Annotated in this window: 16 protein-coding genes; 6 read left to right on the top strand and 10 right to left on the bottom strand. The window is 71.4% G+C overall.

The window, feature by feature from the left end; all coding sequences use genetic code 11:
* Nucleotides 1–17: 17 nt before the first annotated feature.
* From yczE to ACZ4AA_RS31650, 4 genes are all read left to right on the top strand, one after another.
* Nucleotides 18–740, top strand: coding sequence for a membrane protein YczE (gene yczE / locus ACZ4AA_RS31665; RefSeq protein WP_467610377.1), 723 nt, complete (start codon nucleotides 18–20; stop codon nucleotides 738–740).
* A complete protein-coding gene (locus tag ACZ4AA_RS31660; protein WP_467610374.1) occupies nucleotides 737–1,504 on the top strand; it encodes a glycerophosphodiester phosphodiesterase in 768 nt (255 codons plus the stop codon). Before yczE ends, ACZ4AA_RS31660 begins: the two co-directional genes overlap by 4 nt.
* Nucleotides 1,505–1,544: 40 nt before the next feature.
* Nucleotides 1,545–2,900, top strand: coding sequence for an MFS transporter (locus tag ACZ4AA_RS31655; protein WP_467610372.1), 1,356 nt, complete (start codon nucleotides 1,545–1,547; stop codon nucleotides 2,898–2,900).
* Between the two features lie 255 nt (nucleotides 2,901–3,155).
* The gene (locus tag ACZ4AA_RS31650) at nucleotides 3,156–3,530 is read left to right on the top strand and encodes an RNA polymerase-binding protein RbpA (RefSeq protein ID WP_003977404.1); all 375 of its coding nucleotides are present in this window, start codon (nucleotides 3,156–3,158) and stop codon (nucleotides 3,528–3,530) included.
* A gap of 309 nt (nucleotides 3,531–3,839) precedes the next feature.
* Here the strand turns inward: ACZ4AA_RS31650 and fxsA are convergent, their stop codons facing one another.
* The 4 genes from fxsA to ACZ4AA_RS31630 form a co-directional block, all read right to left on the bottom strand.
* A complete protein-coding gene (fxsA, locus tag ACZ4AA_RS31645) occupies nucleotides 3,840–4,406 on the bottom strand; it encodes an FxsA family membrane protein (RefSeq protein WP_467610370.1) in 567 nt (188 codons plus the stop codon).
* Nucleotides 4,407–4,580: 174 nt separating this feature from the next.
* On the bottom strand, nucleotides 4,581–5,375 hold the full coding sequence (locus ACZ4AA_RS31640; protein ID WP_467610368.1) for a polyprenol monophosphomannose synthase: 795 nt from the start codon (nucleotides 5,373–5,375) through the stop codon (nucleotides 4,581–4,583).
* A gap of 550 nt (nucleotides 5,376–5,925) precedes the next feature.
* Nucleotides 5,926–7,542 carry an amidohydrolase gene (locus ACZ4AA_RS31635; RefSeq protein ID WP_467610365.1) on the bottom strand — a complete coding sequence of 539 codons (1,617 nt, stop codon included), beginning with the start codon at nucleotides 7,540–7,542 and terminating at the stop codon, nucleotides 5,926–5,928.
* Between the two features lie 123 nt (nucleotides 7,543–7,665).
* Nucleotides 7,666–8,106, bottom strand: coding sequence for an Lrp/AsnC family transcriptional regulator (locus ACZ4AA_RS31630; protein WP_037621061.1), 441 nt, complete (start codon nucleotides 8,104–8,106; stop codon nucleotides 7,666–7,668).
* 269 nt (nucleotides 8,107–8,375) lie between these two features.
* Between ACZ4AA_RS31630 and ACZ4AA_RS31625 the strand changes: the two genes are divergently transcribed.
* Together ACZ4AA_RS31625 and ACZ4AA_RS31620 are read left to right on the top strand one after the other, a co-directional pair.
* Nucleotides 8,376–8,810 carry a hypothetical protein gene (locus ACZ4AA_RS31625; RefSeq protein WP_467610361.1) on the top strand — a complete coding sequence of 145 codons (435 nt, stop codon included), beginning with the start codon at nucleotides 8,376–8,378 and terminating at the stop codon, nucleotides 8,808–8,810.
* A 378-nt stretch (nucleotides 8,811–9,188) separates the two neighbouring features.
* Nucleotides 9,189–9,461, top strand: a complete 273-nt coding sequence (locus ACZ4AA_RS31620; protein ID WP_467610358.1) for a hypothetical protein — start codon at nucleotides 9,189–9,191, stop codon at nucleotides 9,459–9,461.
* Here ACZ4AA_RS31620 and ACZ4AA_RS31615 read toward each other — a convergent pair.
* From ACZ4AA_RS31615 to ACZ4AA_RS31590, 6 genes are all read right to left on the bottom strand, one after another.
* Nucleotides 9,424–10,596 (bottom strand): acyl-CoA dehydrogenase family protein, encoded by a 1,173-nt coding sequence (locus ACZ4AA_RS31615; RefSeq protein WP_467610354.1) that lies wholly within the window; start codon nucleotides 10,594–10,596, stop codon nucleotides 9,424–9,426. The genes ACZ4AA_RS31620 and ACZ4AA_RS31615 overlap by 38 nt on opposite strands.
* Before the next feature lie 281 nt (nucleotides 10,597–10,877).
* Nucleotides 10,878–11,537, bottom strand: a complete 660-nt coding sequence (locus ACZ4AA_RS31610) for a TetR/AcrR family transcriptional regulator (RefSeq protein WP_467610349.1) — start codon at nucleotides 11,535–11,537, stop codon at nucleotides 10,878–10,880.
* Nucleotides 11,538–11,652: 115 nt separating this feature from the next.
* Nucleotides 11,653–11,799: an SCO1431 family membrane protein gene (locus tag ACZ4AA_RS31605; protein WP_467610346.1), complete on the bottom strand. Its 147-nt coding sequence runs from the start codon at nucleotides 11,797–11,799 to the stop codon at nucleotides 11,653–11,655.
* 258 nt (nucleotides 11,800–12,057) lie between these two features.
* Nucleotides 12,058–13,410, bottom strand: coding sequence for a peptidase C39 family protein (locus tag ACZ4AA_RS31600; RefSeq protein WP_467610343.1), 1,353 nt, complete (start codon nucleotides 13,408–13,410; stop codon nucleotides 12,058–12,060).
* A gap of 190 nt (nucleotides 13,411–13,600) precedes the next feature.
* A complete protein-coding gene (locus ACZ4AA_RS31595) occupies nucleotides 13,601–15,142 on the bottom strand; it encodes an amino acid permease (RefSeq protein ID WP_467610340.1) in 1,542 nt (513 codons plus the stop codon).
* A 54-nt stretch (nucleotides 15,143–15,196) separates the two neighbouring features.
* Nucleotides 15,197–16,153 (bottom strand): hypothetical protein, encoded by a 957-nt coding sequence (locus ACZ4AA_RS31590; RefSeq protein ID WP_467610337.1) that lies wholly within the window; start codon nucleotides 16,151–16,153, stop codon nucleotides 15,197–15,199.
* Nucleotides 16,154–16,355 lie beyond the last annotated feature (202 nt).

Genomic DNA, 16,355 nt, shown 5'->3' with positions numbered 1-16,355 from the left:
TCACGCCACAGAGTGTCATGCGCCAGGCCACTTCCACCACTGAGGGGCATCCCGTGTCCACACCTTCCGAGTCCGCAGCCACCGGGGCTCCCGGTTCCGGGCGGCTCCCCCGCCGCCTCGTCCAGCTCTACATCGGGCTCGCCGTGTACGGCGCGAGCGCGGCGTTCATGGTGGAGGCGGGCTTCGGCCTGGAGCCGTGGGGAGTCCTGCACCAGGGCCTCGCCGAGCGGACCGGTCTGACGATCGGTGTCGTGTCGATCATCGTGGGGGCCGCGGTGCTGCTCCTGTGGATCCCGCTGCGCCAGCGGCCCGGCCTCGGCACCGTCTCCAACGTCTTCGTGGTCGGCCTCGCCATGGACGGCACACTCGCGCTGGTCCCGGACGTCCACTCCCTCGCCCTGCGGATCCCGCTGCTGGTGGCGGGTGTGGTGCTGAACGGTGTGGCCACGGGTCTGTACATCTCGGCGAGCTTCGGCCCCGGCCCCCGCGACGGACTCATGACGGGGCTGCACCGGCGTACGGGCCGCTCGGTCCGTGTCGTGCGCACGGTCCTCGAAGTGGCCGTCGTCGTGACCGGCTTCGCGCTCGGCGGCACGGTCGGCATCGGCACCGTGTCCTACGCCGTCGCCATCGGACCCCTGGCCCAGTTCTTCCTGCGGGTGTTCGCCGCCCGCCCGGCACCGGTCGTCAGCGCCGTTGTCGCCCCTGGTCAACCCGAGCACGCCATACTGCCCGGGTGAGCACGCGCACCCTTCACCCTTACCTCGATCACCCCGGCCCGATCCCCTTCGCGCACCGCGGCGGGTCGGCGGACGGCCTGGAGAACACCCTGGCGCAGTTCCGGCGGGCGGTGGACGCCGGATACCGCTACATCGAATCCGACGTGCACGCCACGGCGGACGGCAGGCTGGTCGCCTTCCACGACACGACCCTCGACCGGGTGAGCGACGGCGCGGGCCGGATCGCGGACCTTCCGTGGGCGGACGTGCGCCAGGCACGTGTGGCGGGCAAGGAGCCCGTCCCCCTCTTCGAGGAACTGCTCGAGGAACTCCCCGACGTGCGCTGGAACATCGACGTCAAGGCCGAGCCGGCCCTGATCCCGCTGCTCGATCTGATCGGCCGCACGGACGCCTGGGACCGGATCTGCGTCGGCTCGTTCTCCGAGGCCCGCGTGACCCGAGCCCAGCATCTCGCCGGACCGCGCCTCGCGACCTCGTTCGGCACCCGAGGCGTGCTCAACCTGCGGCTGCGCTCCTGGGGCGTGCCGGCCGCGGTGCGCCGCTCCGCGATCGCGGCGCAGGTTCCCGAGACGCAGTCGGGTGTGCCGGTGGTCGACCGCCGCTTCGTGCGGGCCGCCCACGCGCGCGGGCTCCAGGTGCACGTATGGACCGTGAACGAACCGGAACGCATGCACCGGCTCCTGGACCTGGGGGTCGATGGCATCATGACCGATCACATCGACACACTGCGCAAGGTCCTGGAAGACCGGGGCACCTGGTTCTGAGCCTCCTCGCGCGGTCGTTCACGGGGAAGCGAGGGCACGGATGAGCACGGACACCGTGCGGGCGGGGGCGGCCGACGAGGTCGCGGAGCGCCGGCGGGAACAACGCGGCTGGTACTTCTACGACTGGGCCTGCTCCGTCTATTCGACGAGCGTGCTCACCGTGTTCCTCGGCCCCTATCTGACGGCGGTGGCCAAGCACGCGGCGGACGCGGACGGGTTCGTCCATCCGCTGGGCGTACCGGTGCGCGCCGGATCCTTCTTCGCGTACGCGGTCTCCGCCTCGGTCATCCTGTCGATCTTCGTGATGCCGATGGCGGGCGCCGCCGCCGACCGCAGCGGCCGCAAGAAGCCGCTGCTCGCGGCCGCGGCCTATCTGGGCGCCGCGGCCACCACCGGCATGTTCTTCCTGGACGGCGACCGCTATCTGCTGGGCGGGCTGCTGCTGATCGTCGCGAACGCCTCGCTGGCCGTCTCGATGGTCCTGTACAACTCCTACCTCCCGCAGATCGCCCCGCCCGAGGAACGCGACTCCGTGTCCTCCCGGGGCTGGGCCTTCGGGTACGCGGCGGGCTCGCTGGTGCTGGTGGGAAACCTGGTCCTGTTCACCGCCCACGACAGTTTCGGCGTCTCCGAGTCGACGGCCGTGCGCATCTGTCTGGCCTCGGCGGGTGTCTGGTGGGGCGCCTTCACGCTCGTACCGCTGAAGCGGCTGCGCGATCGCCAACTGCCTCCGGCCTCCGCCGGACAGGCGTCCGCGCACGGATGGAGGCAGCTGGCCGCCACGGTGCGGGACATGCGCCGCCAGCCCCTGACCCTCTCGTTCCTGCTCGCCTACCTCATCTACAACGACGGCATCCAGACGGTCATCTCGCAGGCCTCGGTCTACGGCTCCGAGGAGCTGGGCCTCAGCCAGTCGACCCTGATCACGGCCGTACTCCTGGTCCAGGTGCTCGCGGTCGGGGGCGCACTGGGCATGGGCCGGCTGGCTCGTACACACGGCGCCAAACGCACCATTCTCGGCTCGCTCGTCGCCTGGACGCTCACCCTCGCCGCCGGCTACTTCCTGCCCGCCGGCGCGCCCGTGTGGTTCTTCGTCCTGGCCTCCTGCATCGGGCTGGTCCTCGGCGGCAGCCAGGCGCTGTCGCGGTCTCTGTTCTCGCACCTCGTGCCGAGCGGTAAGGAGGCCGAGTACTTCTCCGCGTACGAGATGAGCGACCGCGGGATGAGCTGGCTCGGTCCGCTGCTGTTCGGGCTGACCTACCAGCTGACGGGAAGCTACCGGGACGCGATCATCTCGCTCGTGGTCTTCTTCGTCATCGGCTTCGCCCTGCTCGCGCGGGTCCCGGTGCGCCAGGCGGTGCGTGACGCGGGCAATCCCGTACCGGACAGGATTTAGCGTCCGGGGCCAAAGAGCGGTAGTGTACGCGTTTGGCCTGCCTGCCGTACCGTTACTGCGCGTCAATGATACTGAAGCGTTGGGTGACATCTGATGCCAGATGTGACAAAGCGGGCGACGGTGGGTACAACAAGGGGCGGCTACGACGGCGACGCATGACCCACATCGGGAATCTTTACCGCCGACCGGACGTTGACCGGATGACGACGACAGCGACACCTGTCCTGTGGGCGACAAGCCCGGGAGGCACGATTCATGAGTGAGCGAGCTCTTCGCGGCACACGCCTCGTAGTGACCAGCTATGAGACGGACCGCGGCATCGACCTGGCCCCGCGCCAGGCCGTGGAGTACGCATGCGAGAAGGGGCACCGGTTTGAGATGCCCTTCTCGGTGGAGGCCGAAATTCCGCCGGAGTGGGAGTGCAAGGTCTGCGGGGCCCAGGCACTTCTCGTCGACGGCGACGGCCCTGAGGAAAAGAAGGCGAAGCCCGCGCGCACGCACTGGGACATGCTGATGGAGCGGCGCACTCGCGAGGAGCTCGAAGAGGTCCTCGAGGAGCGTCTGGCCGTTCTTCGCTCCGGCGCGATGAACATCGCGGTGCATCCGCGGGACAGCCGCAAGTCCGCCTGACCCCTTCGAGGGTCGAGCGGCATACACCGCACGCCGAGACCGCGGGCACCGTACTTCAGGTACGGGGCCCGCGGTCTCGTGCGTTCCGGTGCACCCAGAGGTGGGGGCGACGCAGCTGAGACGGTGACGGTGGACCCCTGTGAACGCGAGTGCGCCGGATCCCGGTGAACGTCTCCCGCCGAGCCCCCCGGATCCCGGTGAACGCACGAAACCGCCGGCCCCGGGACCTTGTCACGGCCCGGGATCCGGCGGAGTGGAGGCTTCGTGGAGGCCGGGGCCGTGTCCGCGACCCCGGGCCGTGTCCGTGGCCTAGCGGTTCAGCGGCGGATAGGGGCCGCCCGGCTCGCTCGGGGTCTCGTCCCTGATGACCTCGCCCTGGACCACCTTGCCGTCGGGGCGGTGCATACGGGCCTGCTGGAAGGCGTCGCCGACGGAGCCGGGGGCGGCCAGCCGCACCTTGCGCTCGAAGGTGCGCTGCGCCGAGCGGCTGACGATCTTCTGGACCGGCGGAATCAGCAGGAGCAGGCCGATCGTGTCGGAGATCAGCCCCGGGATCATCAGGAGCAGACCGCCGAGCATCGTCAGGCCGTTGCCCCGGCCGCTGTCGCCCGGGGACGTCCCACCGCTCTGCGCCTGCTGGAGCGTCTGGCTCAGATTCCGGAAGGCGCGGCGGCCGGCCCGCTTGATGACCACGGCGCCGAGGACGAACCCGGCGACCAGCAACAGGAACACCGTGAAGCCGCTCGTGGCACGGGCGACGAGCGTCAGCAGCCAGATCTCCAGCACCAGCCACACCGCGACACCGATCGGCAGGAAGGTGCGCAGCCGCGAGCGCGGCGGGCGGGAGGAAGTGGGGGTCGGAACGCCTGTCGTCATGCTCCCAGTGTGCCTGGACGCGCCTCAATACGGGATAAGCGGATGCTCAATCCCCGTCGGCGGCGGCCGGCCCCGCCCTGCGGACACCGCTCGCGGGCCCCGGCGGGACCCACCGGTCGCCCCGTCGCCAGGAGGGCCGGCGGACCCGGGGGCCCGCGCTGTGTCAGAAGGGTGTCAGGACTGCTTGCGGCGGGCGGTGAGCTTGCCGACCCGCTCGCCCACACCCCACGTGGTGACGCGCCACAGCGCCTCCACGAGGATGTCGCGGCTCATCTTGGAGTCGCCCAGCTCGCGTTCCACGAAGGTGATCGGGACCTCGACCACGTGATAGCCGGCCCGCACCGCACGGCGGGCCAGGTCGACCTGGAAGCAGTAGCCCTGCGAGGCCACCTCGCCGAGGCCGAGGCCTTCGAGGGTCTCGCGGCGGAAGGCGCGGTACCCGCCGGTCACGTCCCGGATCGGTACGTCGAGCAGGACGCGGGAGTACAGGCTGCCGCCGCGCGAGATGAACTCGCGGGACTTGGGCCAGTTCACCACACGGCCGCCGGGGACCCAGCGTGAGCCGAGGACCAGGTCGGCGCCCTTGAGCGCGGTCAGCAGGCGAGGAAGCTCCTCCGGCTGGTGCGAGCCGTCGGCGTCCATCTCGATGAGGACGCCGTAGCCGTTCTCCAGACCCCAGCGGAATCCCGCGAGGTAGGCGGCGCCGAGCCCTTCCTTGCCCTTGCGGTGCAGGACCTGGACCTGCTCGTCGTCGGCCGCCAGCTCGTCGGCGAGCTTGCCCGTGCCGTCGGGGCTGTTGTCGTCCGCCACCAGCACATGCGCCTCGGGCACGGCGGATCGCACCCGGCCGACGATCTTCTTGATGTTCTCCGCCTCGTTGTAGGTCGGAATGATCACCAAGGCCGTGCCGAGCGGGCCGAACCGCCTCCCCTGGGCTTCCGCCGCGAGGGTCCCGTCGCCGTCGTTCACTGCTGCCCCTTCGTATCCGTACGCAGGGCTCCACCATAGTGCGCCCAGCCTGCGCCGCCGCGTCGCGGCCGCCCTACGGGGGTGTCGATTCGCCAAGAGGCGGGTAAGAGCGGACCCGCCGGAGCGAAAAACGCGTCCCGCGGTGTCCTGCGGATCGGGGCCCGGCGCCCTTCGGGCCGACCTGGGACCCGCTGGCTGCGGGTCGACCGAAAGCCGTTGTCTACTGAACGTCCGGGCCCCACCCGGGTCGCACCTGCCGACGTGTCGGAACGTTCCCTCGCCTCGTGGCGCCGGCGCTGGGCCTGGCTCCCAGTGGCCGGTGCGCCGGTGCGGCGCACCACCCCTGACCCAGCGGCGCCGCGAGGCCGTGCGGAAGTTCCCCGGTCGGCCGTCCGGTGGTGGACGGGCCGAACCTACCCGCCCCCTGCCGCAGGCTGTCAACACTGGCTTGATCTGCGCCTTTACCGACAAAGCCCAGGTCAGAGCCGAGGATGCGCAGGTCGAACGTCGGGGTGCCGGGCCCTGGAAGCACGCCCGGCACCACGGGACATCACTCGTTAGGCCGTACGAATACCGTGCGCCCGCCGACCACCGTGCGCAGGCAGACGGGCAGGTCGCCGCCGGGAGTCAGATCGGGGAGCCCGGGTGTGCCGGAGCGCGGGTCGGTGGACCAGCGCGCGACCCGGTCGTCGGGGGCCTGGACGACGAGGTGGCCGGTGCGCCACACCGCGTAGTCCGCGGGCGCGCCCGGCACCAGGACGCCCGCGTCGTCGCGTCCGACGGCCCGCCAGCCGCCCCGGGTGTGGGCGGTGAAGGCGGCCCGCACGGACACCCGGTGCTCGGGCGTGCGGTGGAACGCCGCCGCGCGGACGGTGCCCCACGGGTCGAGCGGGGTCACCGGGCTGTCGGAGCCGAAGGCGAGGGGCACACCGGCGCGCAGCAGGGCCGCGAAGGGGTTGAGCGACCGGGCCCGGTCCGCTCCGAGGCGCTGGGCGTACATGCCGTCCTCGCCGCCCCACAGCGCGTCGAAGGCGGGTTGGACGGAGGCGGTGAGGCCGAGCTCGGCGAAGCCCGCGACGGTCTCCGGGGTGAGCATCTCGGCGTGCTCGATCCGGTGCCGGGCGGCGCGCACGCGGGCCAGGCCGACCTTCTCGGCGGCTGCGCGGAAGCCCGCGACCACGGAGGTCACCGCGGCGTCCCCGATGGCGTGGAAGCCCGCCTGGAGGCCCGCCTCGGTGCAGGCCACCACGTGCTCGGCCACGGCGTCCGCGTCGAGGTGGACGATTCCCGTGTGGTCCGCGTCCCGGTAGGAGTCGTGCAGACAGGCGGTGTGCGAGCCGAGGGAGCCGTCGACGAACAGGTCACCCGCCGCGCCGACGGCGCCCAGGGACCGTGCCTTCTCGATGTCGCGGTCGGCCCAGTAGCCGACGACCCGCGGTCCCGGCTCCTCGGCGGCGAGCCGCAGCAGGCCGGTGAAGTCGACCTCGGAGGAGATCTCGGGGCCCGCGCACTCGTGCACGGAGCCGATGCCGAGCGAGGCGGCGTGGGCGAGCGCGGCGCGCTGGGCCTCGGTGCGCTGTCCGGTGCCGACGGCGCCGAGGGCGGCCGCGCGCACGGCGTGGTGGGCGTCGCGGGTCAGGGGGCCGTCGGCCGCGTACCCGGCGAGCGAGGTGACCCCGGGGACCAGGTCCAGGAGCGCGCTGGTGGCCACGGCGGAGTGGACGTCGATGCGGGAGAGGTAGAGCGGGCGTCCGCCGGTCGCGGCGTCGAGATCCGTGCGGGCCGGGGGCCGGCCGCCTGGCCAGCGGGCCGCGTCCCAGCCGTGGCCGAGGAGCACCCGGTCGCCGGGACGGGAGACGGCGAAGTCGCGCACGAGGGCGAGGGCGGCTTCCAGGGTCGGCGCGCCGGACAGGTCGAGTCCGGTGAGCGCGAGCCCGGTGGCGGTCGTGTGCACGTGCGCGTCGGTGAACGCCGGGGTGACCAGGGCGCCTTCGAGGTCGACGACCTCGTCGACGCCTTCGGCGAAGGCGTCGGCGGCGCCTTCCGAGCCGACCCAGGCGACCTGGCCGCGTTCCACGACCATGGCCGTGGCGAAGGGGTCGGCGGGGCTGTGGACTTCTCCACCGCGCAGCAGCACGGTGTCCGACGGGGCGGTGCTCTCACTCATGGGGACAGTCTCGCGCCTGCCGGCGGCGGGGCGTCGCCCGGGTGGGGTCGACACGGCGCGGCGGGCCGGCCGTCGCGCCCGGTCGCGTGTCCGTGTGCCCGCGGGTTCGCCGGAGCGAACCCCTCAGATGCGGGGCGGACGGGACTCGTACGGGGTCGACAGGACGACCGTGGTGCGGGTGGACACACCCGCGAGCGCCCGCAGCCGGCCGAGGAGCTCCTCGAGTTCGTGCGGGGTCGAGACCCGCACCTTGAGGATGTAGTTCTCGTCGCCCGCGACACTGTGGCAGGCCTCGATCTCCGGTACGCCGGCGAGGCGTTCGGCGATGTCGTCGGGTGCGCTCGGGTCGAACGGCTTCACCGAGATGAAGGCGGTCAGGGGCAGCCCGACGGCCTCCGGGTCCACGACCGCGGCATAGCCCCGGATGACGCCGCGCTGTTCGAGGCGGCGCACCCGCTGGTGCACGGCGGACGTGGACAGGCCCGTGGCCTTGCCCAGGTCGGTGTAACTCATCCGCCCGTCTGCGACGAGCAGCTGCACGATCTGTCGATCCAGCTCCTCCATGGCGCAAGAACCTACAGGGCCGCCGACACGCCGGGATACCTCAGCGGTGCAGGTCATAACCGCTTTGTGATGTGACCCGGTCCCGGTGGGCCGCCCGTCGGCCGTCGGTTTTCCGCCAGGCGGGGCACCTGCGGGCGGCATGTGACGAAGGACACATGAATGCAACCGGGTCGGCGAAGTTCGCGTGATTACCGCGGAGACGGGACGGGAAGTGCTTGCTGTGGTCGAGGTCGCAGCTTCTTGCCGGCCCACCCGAGGGGGAGAAACCCATGCAGAGTCTTAAGCGCCCTGGTCGTACCGCACCCAAGCGGCAGCAGGCCGTTCTCGAACCCGAGCCGGAGGGCGTCGAATCCGACACCCTCGAAGGCGATGAGTTCGACGCGTACGACACTTTCGAGATGTACCGGGTGATCTGCCCGGACTGCGCGCAGCCGATCGCGCTGCTGGCGGACGAGGAGTTCCTGCCGGAGCACGCCCTGTGCGCCTCCCCGTGGAACCCGTTCGGGCTCACGGTCTGTTCGGGTACGGGCCGCGCGGCCGCCGAGGCCCCCTCCGCGGACGACACGGCGGAACCCCAGCAGCAGGACACCGGCCTCCTGTTGACGCTCCCCCAGGGACTTGACTGGCGCACGCAGCCGTTCTCCCATGTGGGCGGTCCCGGCTCGGTCCCCATGCGGACCTCCGAGCTGCGGCGCGCGGCCTGACGGCTCGGCGCGTTCGGCGGGTGCCACCCGCTTCGTCCCCGTGACTGCCCTGCACCATGGCCCGCGGGCCGCCGTGGTGCAGGATCAGCGTGTCCGGGTCCGGGTCAATGTCCCCGGGGGGGGGCGCTCGCCTCGCCGAAGTGCGCCTGGCGGTAGGCGATGCGCCGCGTGAGCCTCACAGGAGGTGCTCATGGACACACGCCCGATTCCCTGGACGGGTGACCTGTCCGGCCGCCCGCCCGTTGGCCCGGTATGAGCCCCACACCTTCCGCGACCGGGAACCGGCGCCGGATCCTCGTCCCGGCTCCGGCGGTTCACTGGGTACCACCGCCACCGCCGGCCCCGCCGGCTCAGGACCCGCCCATCTATCGCGCCCTGATGCGCGCCTGGGCCGACCGCGGCCGCACCCTGCCGGGGCACCACGACCCCGAGTGGTCACGTCTCGCGGCGCCGTCGGTGATGTACGGCTACGTGCGGTTCGGCGGCGTGCTCGCGGAAACGCGCGAGGAGGAACGCTTCGCCGCGGCCCGGGACCCGCACGGCGACGGCCGCTTCGGCGCGTCCCGGGATCCGCGCGACGAGTTCGGCGCCGCCCCGGACGCGCGCGGTGAACTCAGCGCTCCTCGGGACCCACGAGATGCCGTGCGATGACCATGCGCTGGATCTGATTGGTGCCCTCGACGATCTGGAGCGCCTTCGCCTCGCGGAGGTAGCGTTCGGCCGGGAAATCGGCGGTGTATCCGTACCCGCCCAGGATCTGGACGGCGTCCGTGGTGACCTTCATCGCCCCGTCCGTGCACAGCAGTTTCGCCATGGCCGCCTGTCGGGAGAAGGGCCGGCCCGTGTCGCGCAGCCGGGCGGCGGCCAGACAGAGCGAGCGGCCGGCCTCGATCCGGGTGGCCATGTCCGCGAGCAGGAAGCGAAGCCCCTGGAAGTCCGCGATCCGCCGCCCGAACTGGCGCCGCCCGCGGGCGTACGCGACGGCCTCGTCCAGCGCGGCCTGGGCCAGGCCGGTGGCGCAGGCGGCGATCCCGAGCCGCCCCGAGTCGAGCGCGGCCAGGGCGATCTCGAAGCCCCGGCCCTCGCCGCCGAGCAGGCGGCCGCCATCGACCCGTACCGCGTCGAAGTGGACCTGCGCGGTCGGCGAGCCCTTCATGCCCATCTTCCGCTCGGGCGGCGAAGCGCTCAGCCCCTCCGCGTCGCCGGGCACCAGGAAGGCCGAGATGCCGTGCGAACCCTCGGCACCGCTTCTGGCGAACACCGTGTAGAAGTCGGCCACCCCGCCGTGCGTGGTCCATGCCTTGGTGCCGCTGATGACCCAGTCGTCCCCGCGGCGTTCCGCCCTCGTCCGCAGTGAGGCGGCGTCGGAGCCGGAGGAGGGTTCGGAGAGGCAGTACGCGCCGAGCAGTCCGCCGCCGAGCATGGCGGGCAGATGCGCGGCGCGCTGCTCCTCGGTTCCCTGGTGCGCCAGCGCGTGACAGGCCAGGGTGTGGACGCTGACGCCGAGGCCCACCGTGAGACGGGCCATGGCGAGCTCTTCGAGGACCTGGAGGTAGACCTCGTACGGCTGGCCGCCGCCCCCGTGGGCAGGGTCGTAGGGCAGGCCGAGCAGTCCGGACTCCGAGAGCAGGCCGAAGAGTTCACGCGGGAAGCGCCCTGCGTCCTCCTCCTCGGCGGCCCCGGGCGCGATCTCGCGCCGGGCCAGGTCGCGGACGAGCGAGATCAGATCCCTGGCCTCGTCCGTGGGCAGCTGACGGTCCACCGGCTGCGCGGCGCGATCGGGCACGGTGGCGCTCCTCCCTGGTCGGGCACGCCCACGGACGCCGCCCGGGACGGCGCCGCCGGGCCTCCCCCGGCCCCGCCGATGCTCCCCCTCCCGCTCCCGGAACCCGGCCGACACCGGACGTGGCGCCGGGAGTACGCCCGAACGGAGGCACCCCGCGCCGGATGACGAACGGTCACCGACAGGACGCCCTCCCGGACACGGCCACCGCCACGGTCACGGCCGCGCCCGGAGGAACCGCGGAATTGGTCCGAACCATTGGCCCTAGTCCTCATACGGTTTCGTCAGCTGTCCCGCCGGGCGTCGGGCGGGGCCGCGTAGGACGGGTCGATCTCCTCGACGGCACGCATCGCACCCCCCAGCATCTTCACGAGCAGCTCGCGCATCGTGTCGCGCGGCAGGGCGGGACGGTCGATCCAGTCGAGGGTGGCCCCCTCCACGCCGTGCAGCCAGCCGAGAAGGGCGACGCGCGGCAGCGGTCCGACCCTGCGCCGGCCGTACGCCCCCTCGGCGATCGTCGCGACGATCGCCTCGCGCACACCCTCGCGTATCGCCTGCACCTCGGCGTCGAAGCCCACACCGCCGGTGACGATCGTGCGGTAGGCGGCCTGATTGTGCTCGGCGTAGCGGAGATAGCCGTCGATCGTGCGATGGACCCGCTCCGCTCCGGGCAGCTCCGGACCGTCGGCGGCCCGGGAGACCAGGTCCGCGACCGAGTCCTCGACGATGGCGAGGTAGTAGCCGCGCTTGGACTTGAAGTAGTAGTAGATCAGCCCCTTGGCGACATGCGCCTGTCGCGCGATGTCATCCATCGACAGTGCGTCGTACGAGGTGTCGGCGAACAACTTCCGCCCGATGGTGATGAGTTCGGCGCGGCGCGCCAGTGAACGGTCGGTGCCCCGCGCCCGGGGGCGGTCGACCTCACGCTGTTGACTATTATTCAATTCCGGCCCTGGTCTCCAACTGCCGACGGAACAAGCGCAGTATGGCAGAACCGTGCCGACCGTCATCCGGGGGCGATCGGCGCCCGGCGGTCCCGGACGACGTCCGGGGAACGGTCTAGAGCAAGCCGAGCCGCGTCACCAGCATCGCCACGACCATCACGAAGATCCAGCCCAGGACGTGTTCGAGGATCTTCGGGCCGTCCTCGCCGGGACCTCCGGTCCGGGCGCGGAGACGAGGGGCGGTGGCTGAGCTCGCGGTCATGGCATCTCGCTGACGTCGTGGTGCGGTGGTGTCCCCCGCCGGCTCCCCACCGACCCGACCACCTTGCCACCGGAGCCGCCGACACCGGTAGAGACCCCGGTCACGTCCGCGACCCGGCCGGCGCCGGGGCCCCGTGGGGCGCGCCCGGCGCGCACCGCCTGTGCGGATCGTCACACGGTCCCGGCCGGCCGGAAGCCTCCCCGCGGGAAGGTCCCGGCCGTGCCGGTGGCCCGCTACCGCGGGGAGCCGCTCCTCAGCTCACCTGATGCCGACCGCCGCGAGCGCCTTGCGCTGCCGGGCCGAGGGATGCGCCGGGAAGTACAGGTAGCAGACACCGCCGGTGCCGGAGACCACCTTCCCCGAGGCGTTGTAGCGCTTGGTCCGCAGCCAGATGTTCTCCCACTCGGCGCGCTTGTAGACCCTGCGCACCGCGTCGTCGCCGGGCGAGGCCGGGTCGTTGGCGATCACATCGCCGTCCGCGGTGAACCCTATGACCGTCATGAGGTGGCCCGAGGTGCCGTAACCCGCGCCCGTGAGCTCGGACTTGAGGAACGACTGGGACGTTATGGCCGGGATGCCCGCGGCGATCAAGGTCTCCAGGTCGGTCAGCGAGCCGAGCCGGGTCACCACACCCTGGAGGTCCTTGTACGTGGCCGCGTAGGCGGCGTTGAAGGGCCAGTTGCCGCAGCCCGCGTACTGGTAGTCGTAGGTGGAGCGGGCCGCGAGGCACACCTGCGGGTCGGCGAAGGCGGGGTCGACCCAGGCGAGCTGCTCGGAGGTGGGCCTGCGACCCCAGTATTCGATGATCATCTGCGAGGAGGTGGGGCTGCACCAGGCCTCGCCGCCGTTGTCGTACTCCGGGTACTGGCCGGCGTGGATCTCCTGCGAGTAGCGCGGGACGTTCAGTTCCTGGGCGAGGCCGGGGGCGGAGGCGGGGACGGTGAAGCGGTCCGGGATGTCCGAGCCCATCGCGCCCAGCCGCCACACGGTGGGCGTGATCCGGGTGCCCGGGGTGCGGTAGAGGGTCAGCCGCAGCCGGTACGAGACGAGGCGCAGGCCCGAGGCGGCGTCGTCGACGGAGAAGGTGTCCGTCCAGATCGTGCTGCGGCCGTCGGTCTGGCCGTCCACGGAGGTGCGCCGGATGTCCTGGTCGCCGGAGGCCCAGCGGCCCATGACGTACCAGGGCGTGTCCGTGCCGTCGGAGTAGGTGCCGGTCAGTTCGACCTGGAGCCAGCTGCCGGCCGGGGTGTGCGCGTTCCAGGAGGCGATGGCCTCCGTGGCGGGAACGGCGAGCCGGTGGACCGGCGAGGTCCAGGTCGCGTACTCCCAGGTGGCCGTCCTGCCGGTGTGCGGGTCGGTGTAGTCCGTCGTGCCGGCCGGGGCGACGATCACCAGGCCGGGACGGGTACCCGGAACGGCCCGCGCGCCCCGCGCGGTGCCCGCACGCCAGTCGCTGTACGAGGTCCAGGCGCGGTTGTCGACGAGACCGCCGGGCGCTCTGGTCCGGCGGGCCGCGGCGGCGGCCGGCGGCCCCGCGGCTCCCACCGCCGCCGCGGCGGCGACCGCGGCGGCCAGGACGGTTCTGCGGGACGGCTGTTCGGCTCTGCTCATGGGTGGAGAACCCCCAGGGGTGTCCGGAACGGGCGGGCCCAATGCTCTGTCGTGCGCCAACTATGGACGCCGGAGGGCGACTTCTGCCAGCACTTCGGGCCGTGCCGCGCCCACCAATATTGGTCGGGACCACTGGCATGACCTGGGACGCCTCGGCCCCGGCGGGTGCCGGGGCCGAGGCGGAAGACGATCAGACGAGATCCATGGCGGCGACCTCGTCGGGGCGGCCGTAACTGACGGGACCCTGGAAACGGCGGCGCGCCGTGGCGAACCACCACACCGTCGCGACGACCAGCACCACGGCCAGGGCGATCGAGGCGTAGTTGAAGTTGTCCCCGGTGATCGGCGAGGTCTGGGGCAGCATGAAGAGCACGCTGCTGACGAGGATCCAGGTCACCGCCACCCAGCCGACGGGCTTGCTCCACCGGCCCAGGTTCCAGGGTCCGGGCTGGAACTCGTCCCCGAGCCGCAGCCGCAGGAAGACCGGCACGGCGTAGGCGAGGAAGAGTCCGACGACGTTGACACTGACGATGGCCGTGAAGGCGGTGTGCGACCACCATCCGGGCAGGACGAGGGCCAGCGAGCACGCGACCGCCAGCCAGACGGCCTTCACGGGGGTACGGGTGCGCGGCGAGACGGAGTGCCACCAGCGCGAGCCCGGCATCGCGCCGTCCCGGGAGAAGGCGAAGATCTGCCGGGTGTTGCTCGTCAGGTTGGCCAGCCCGCAGAAGAGCATGGACCCGATCACGATGAGCAGGATGAACTTAGCCATGGTCATGCCAAGTCCATCGATGAGGATCTGCACGGGCGGCGCCGAGGAGCGCGCGACCCGGCCGTAATCATGAATGCTGTACACAAGGGCGAGCATCAGGATGAGCCCGGTGATCGCCGAATAGCCGATCGAACGGGTGATCCCCTTCGGCGCGTTGACCGTGGCCCGCACCGTTTCCTCGGACATGTGGAAGCTGCCGTCGAAGCCCGTGAAGGTCCAGCTCGTGACCAGCAGGCCGAGCATCCCTCCGTAAATCCCGTTCGTGAAACCGGTGTTGTTCGCGAAATGGGTGACGAACGAGGCCGACTGGTGGTCGTCGGGCATCACGATGAGTGTTCCCACGATCACGACGAGCCCGATCAGCAGCCACCACACGGAGATCCGGTTCAGCACGGCGACCAGCTGGACGGTGTAGGTATTGGCCAAACCCTGGAGCACGATGATCAGCGCCGTGATCAGGACCGTCTGCTCGGCCGTCGGCCGGTACGTGTCCCACTGAAGGGCCACGAACGCCTGGATGAACGTGGCGGCCGCGTATCCGGTGGCGGCCGTGCCTCCCACCTGGCCCACGAAATTCAGCCAGCCCGTGTACCAGGACCAGGCACCCTTGTGCCGCTTGGCGAGCTTGCCCGCGGAGAAATAGAGGGCCCCGCTGGTCGGATACGCGGAGGCGACCTCGGCCATCGCGGCACCGATGAAGAGCACCATCACCGAAACGCCGATCCAGCCGAACACGAGAATGCGCGGGCCACCCGCGTTCATTCCGAACCCGAAGGACGAGAAGATACCGGAAATGACGTTGATGATGGTGAAGGAGATGGCGAAATTGTCGAACGCCTGGAATCGACGGGTGAGTTTCCTCGGATATCCCATCGCGTGCAGCGTCGCGTCGTCGTCGAAGGCGACGGAATCGTTTCCGCGGCCGCTCGTACGGCCCGGGGCCGTTATTCGCTCTGACACAGCCGACCTTTCTCTGGGGGGTGGTTCGGGACGTCGGGCAAGGAGGGCCGGCGGTCAGCCGCCCCCCGGCACGGGCAGCCCGCAGGCGCGGCGGGCGCGGGAGAGCTGCTCCTCGGGTTCGCCGAACACGCTCCACGGCATGCGGCAGGCGTACGGCCCCATGGCCATGAGCACCGCCCGCGCCTCGAACTCGCGCTGCGCCATGTAGAGCGCGTGCGCCAGATACGCCAGGTCGAGCACCGGCGTGAAGCGGTGTCCGGAGACCTCCGGAAGCCAGTTCTGGTAGATCGCGAGCGCCGTGGAACGCCACTGCGGCTGCTCCCAGGTGCGGTCCACCAGCAGGTGCGTGGGGTTGTAGCTCTCCACCAGGGCCACCAGCGGCAGCAGCCGCAAGGAGGAGGAGGCGGGGGCGCGCTGGCTCAGGAAGGCGGCGACGTCCCAGGCGGCGTTCACGGAACCGCCGTACCGGGTGAAGAAGAACGCCAGGAACCGGTGATGGCCCTCACGGTTCCAGGGATCGAGGCGCAGGACGTGGGAGAACAGGCGCCAGGGGCCGTGGGGCTGGGTCAGGAGCCCCTGTGGGGCGGTGTCGCGCAGGTCGTGCAGCCGGGCCATGGACAGCCGGGCGACCCAGGGCGTGGGATCAGCCCGGTCCATCAGCGCGGCGCGGTCGCAGGCGGTCAGCGCGATGCGTTCCAGGGCCTCGGCCCGGTCGTCCTTGGCGTCGGCCGCCCGTAACGCCCGCAGGACGGCCACGCGGGCCCACATCAGGGCGGCCTCGGGGGTCCGCTCCTCGGCCAGCCAGCGCTCGGCGAGGTCGGAGTCGGCGGCCTCGGAAGCCAGGACGAGGGAACGATGAGCCCGTAATCCATAGTCGGAGCGGGTCTCCGCGAGAGCTTCGTGGGCGCTCAGATAGCGGCCGGCTCTGACATCCGTGCAGACGCTCGCGAGTGTGCGGTCGTCGGCCGCCGGATGCCACACGTACTGCCCCTCGAATAACCCCGCGGCCATCTTCCCCTGTCCATCCCCGTACGACACCTCGCCGTTCCGCAACAGGAACCCTACTCAGCAACACCGAGTACTGGAACGCCCTATCTGAAATACCTGGTTCCGCGGGCTCGGGAATGTTCCCGGACGGGCTCCCGAAGGTCTTGGGGATTGTTCAATGAATAGTTCAACGCGACACCATCCTGAACCCATGGATCCGCAGTGG

This window comes from Streptomyces sp. NPDC024698 (assembly GCF_055559015.1).
The sequence above is the reverse complement of the archived record's forward strand: the minus strand, read 5'-3'. Positions and strand labels throughout refer to the sequence as shown.

What these genes read in the sequence shown, in the direction of transcription:
- yczE (WP_467610377.1), top strand. Translation starts at nt 18, where the DNA reads ATGCGCCAGGCCACTTCCACCACTGAGGGGCATCCCGTGTCCACACCT.
- ACZ4AA_RS31655 (WP_467610372.1), top strand. Translation starts at nt 1,545, where the DNA reads ATGAGCACGGACACCGTGCGGGCGGGGGCGGCCGACGAGGTCGCGGAG.
- ACZ4AA_RS31650 (WP_003977404.1), top strand. Translation starts at nt 3,156, where the DNA reads ATGAGTGAGCGAGCTCTTCGCGGCACACGCCTCGTAGTGACCAGCTAT.
- fxsA (WP_467610370.1), bottom strand. Translation starts at nt 4,406, where the DNA reads ATGACGACAGGCGTTCCGACCCCCACTTCCTCCCGCCCGCCGCGCTCG.
- ACZ4AA_RS31635 (WP_467610365.1), bottom strand. Translation starts at nt 7,542, where the DNA reads ATGAGTGAGAGCACCGCCCCGTCGGACACCGTGCTGCTGCGCGGTGGA.
- ACZ4AA_RS31630 (WP_037621061.1), bottom strand. Translation starts at nt 8,106, where the DNA reads ATGGAGGAGCTGGATCGACAGATCGTGCAGCTGCTCGTCGCAGACGGG.
- ACZ4AA_RS31625 (WP_467610361.1), top strand. Translation starts at nt 8,376, where the DNA reads ATGCAGAGTCTTAAGCGCCCTGGTCGTACCGCACCCAAGCGGCAGCAG.
- ACZ4AA_RS31620 (WP_467610358.1), top strand. Translation starts at nt 9,189, where the DNA reads ATGCGCGCCTGGGCCGACCGCGGCCGCACCCTGCCGGGGCACCACGAC.
- ACZ4AA_RS31605 (WP_467610346.1), bottom strand. Translation starts at nt 11,799, where the DNA reads ATGACCGCGAGCTCAGCCACCGCCCCTCGTCTCCGCGCCCGGACCGGA.
- ACZ4AA_RS31600 (WP_467610343.1), bottom strand. Translation starts at nt 13,410, where the DNA reads ATGAGCAGAGCCGAACAGCCGTCCCGCAGAACCGTCCTGGCCGCCGCG.
- ACZ4AA_RS31590 (WP_467610337.1), bottom strand. Translation starts at nt 16,153, where the DNA reads ATGGCCGCGGGGTTATTCGAGGGGCAGTACGTGTGGCATCCGGCGGCC.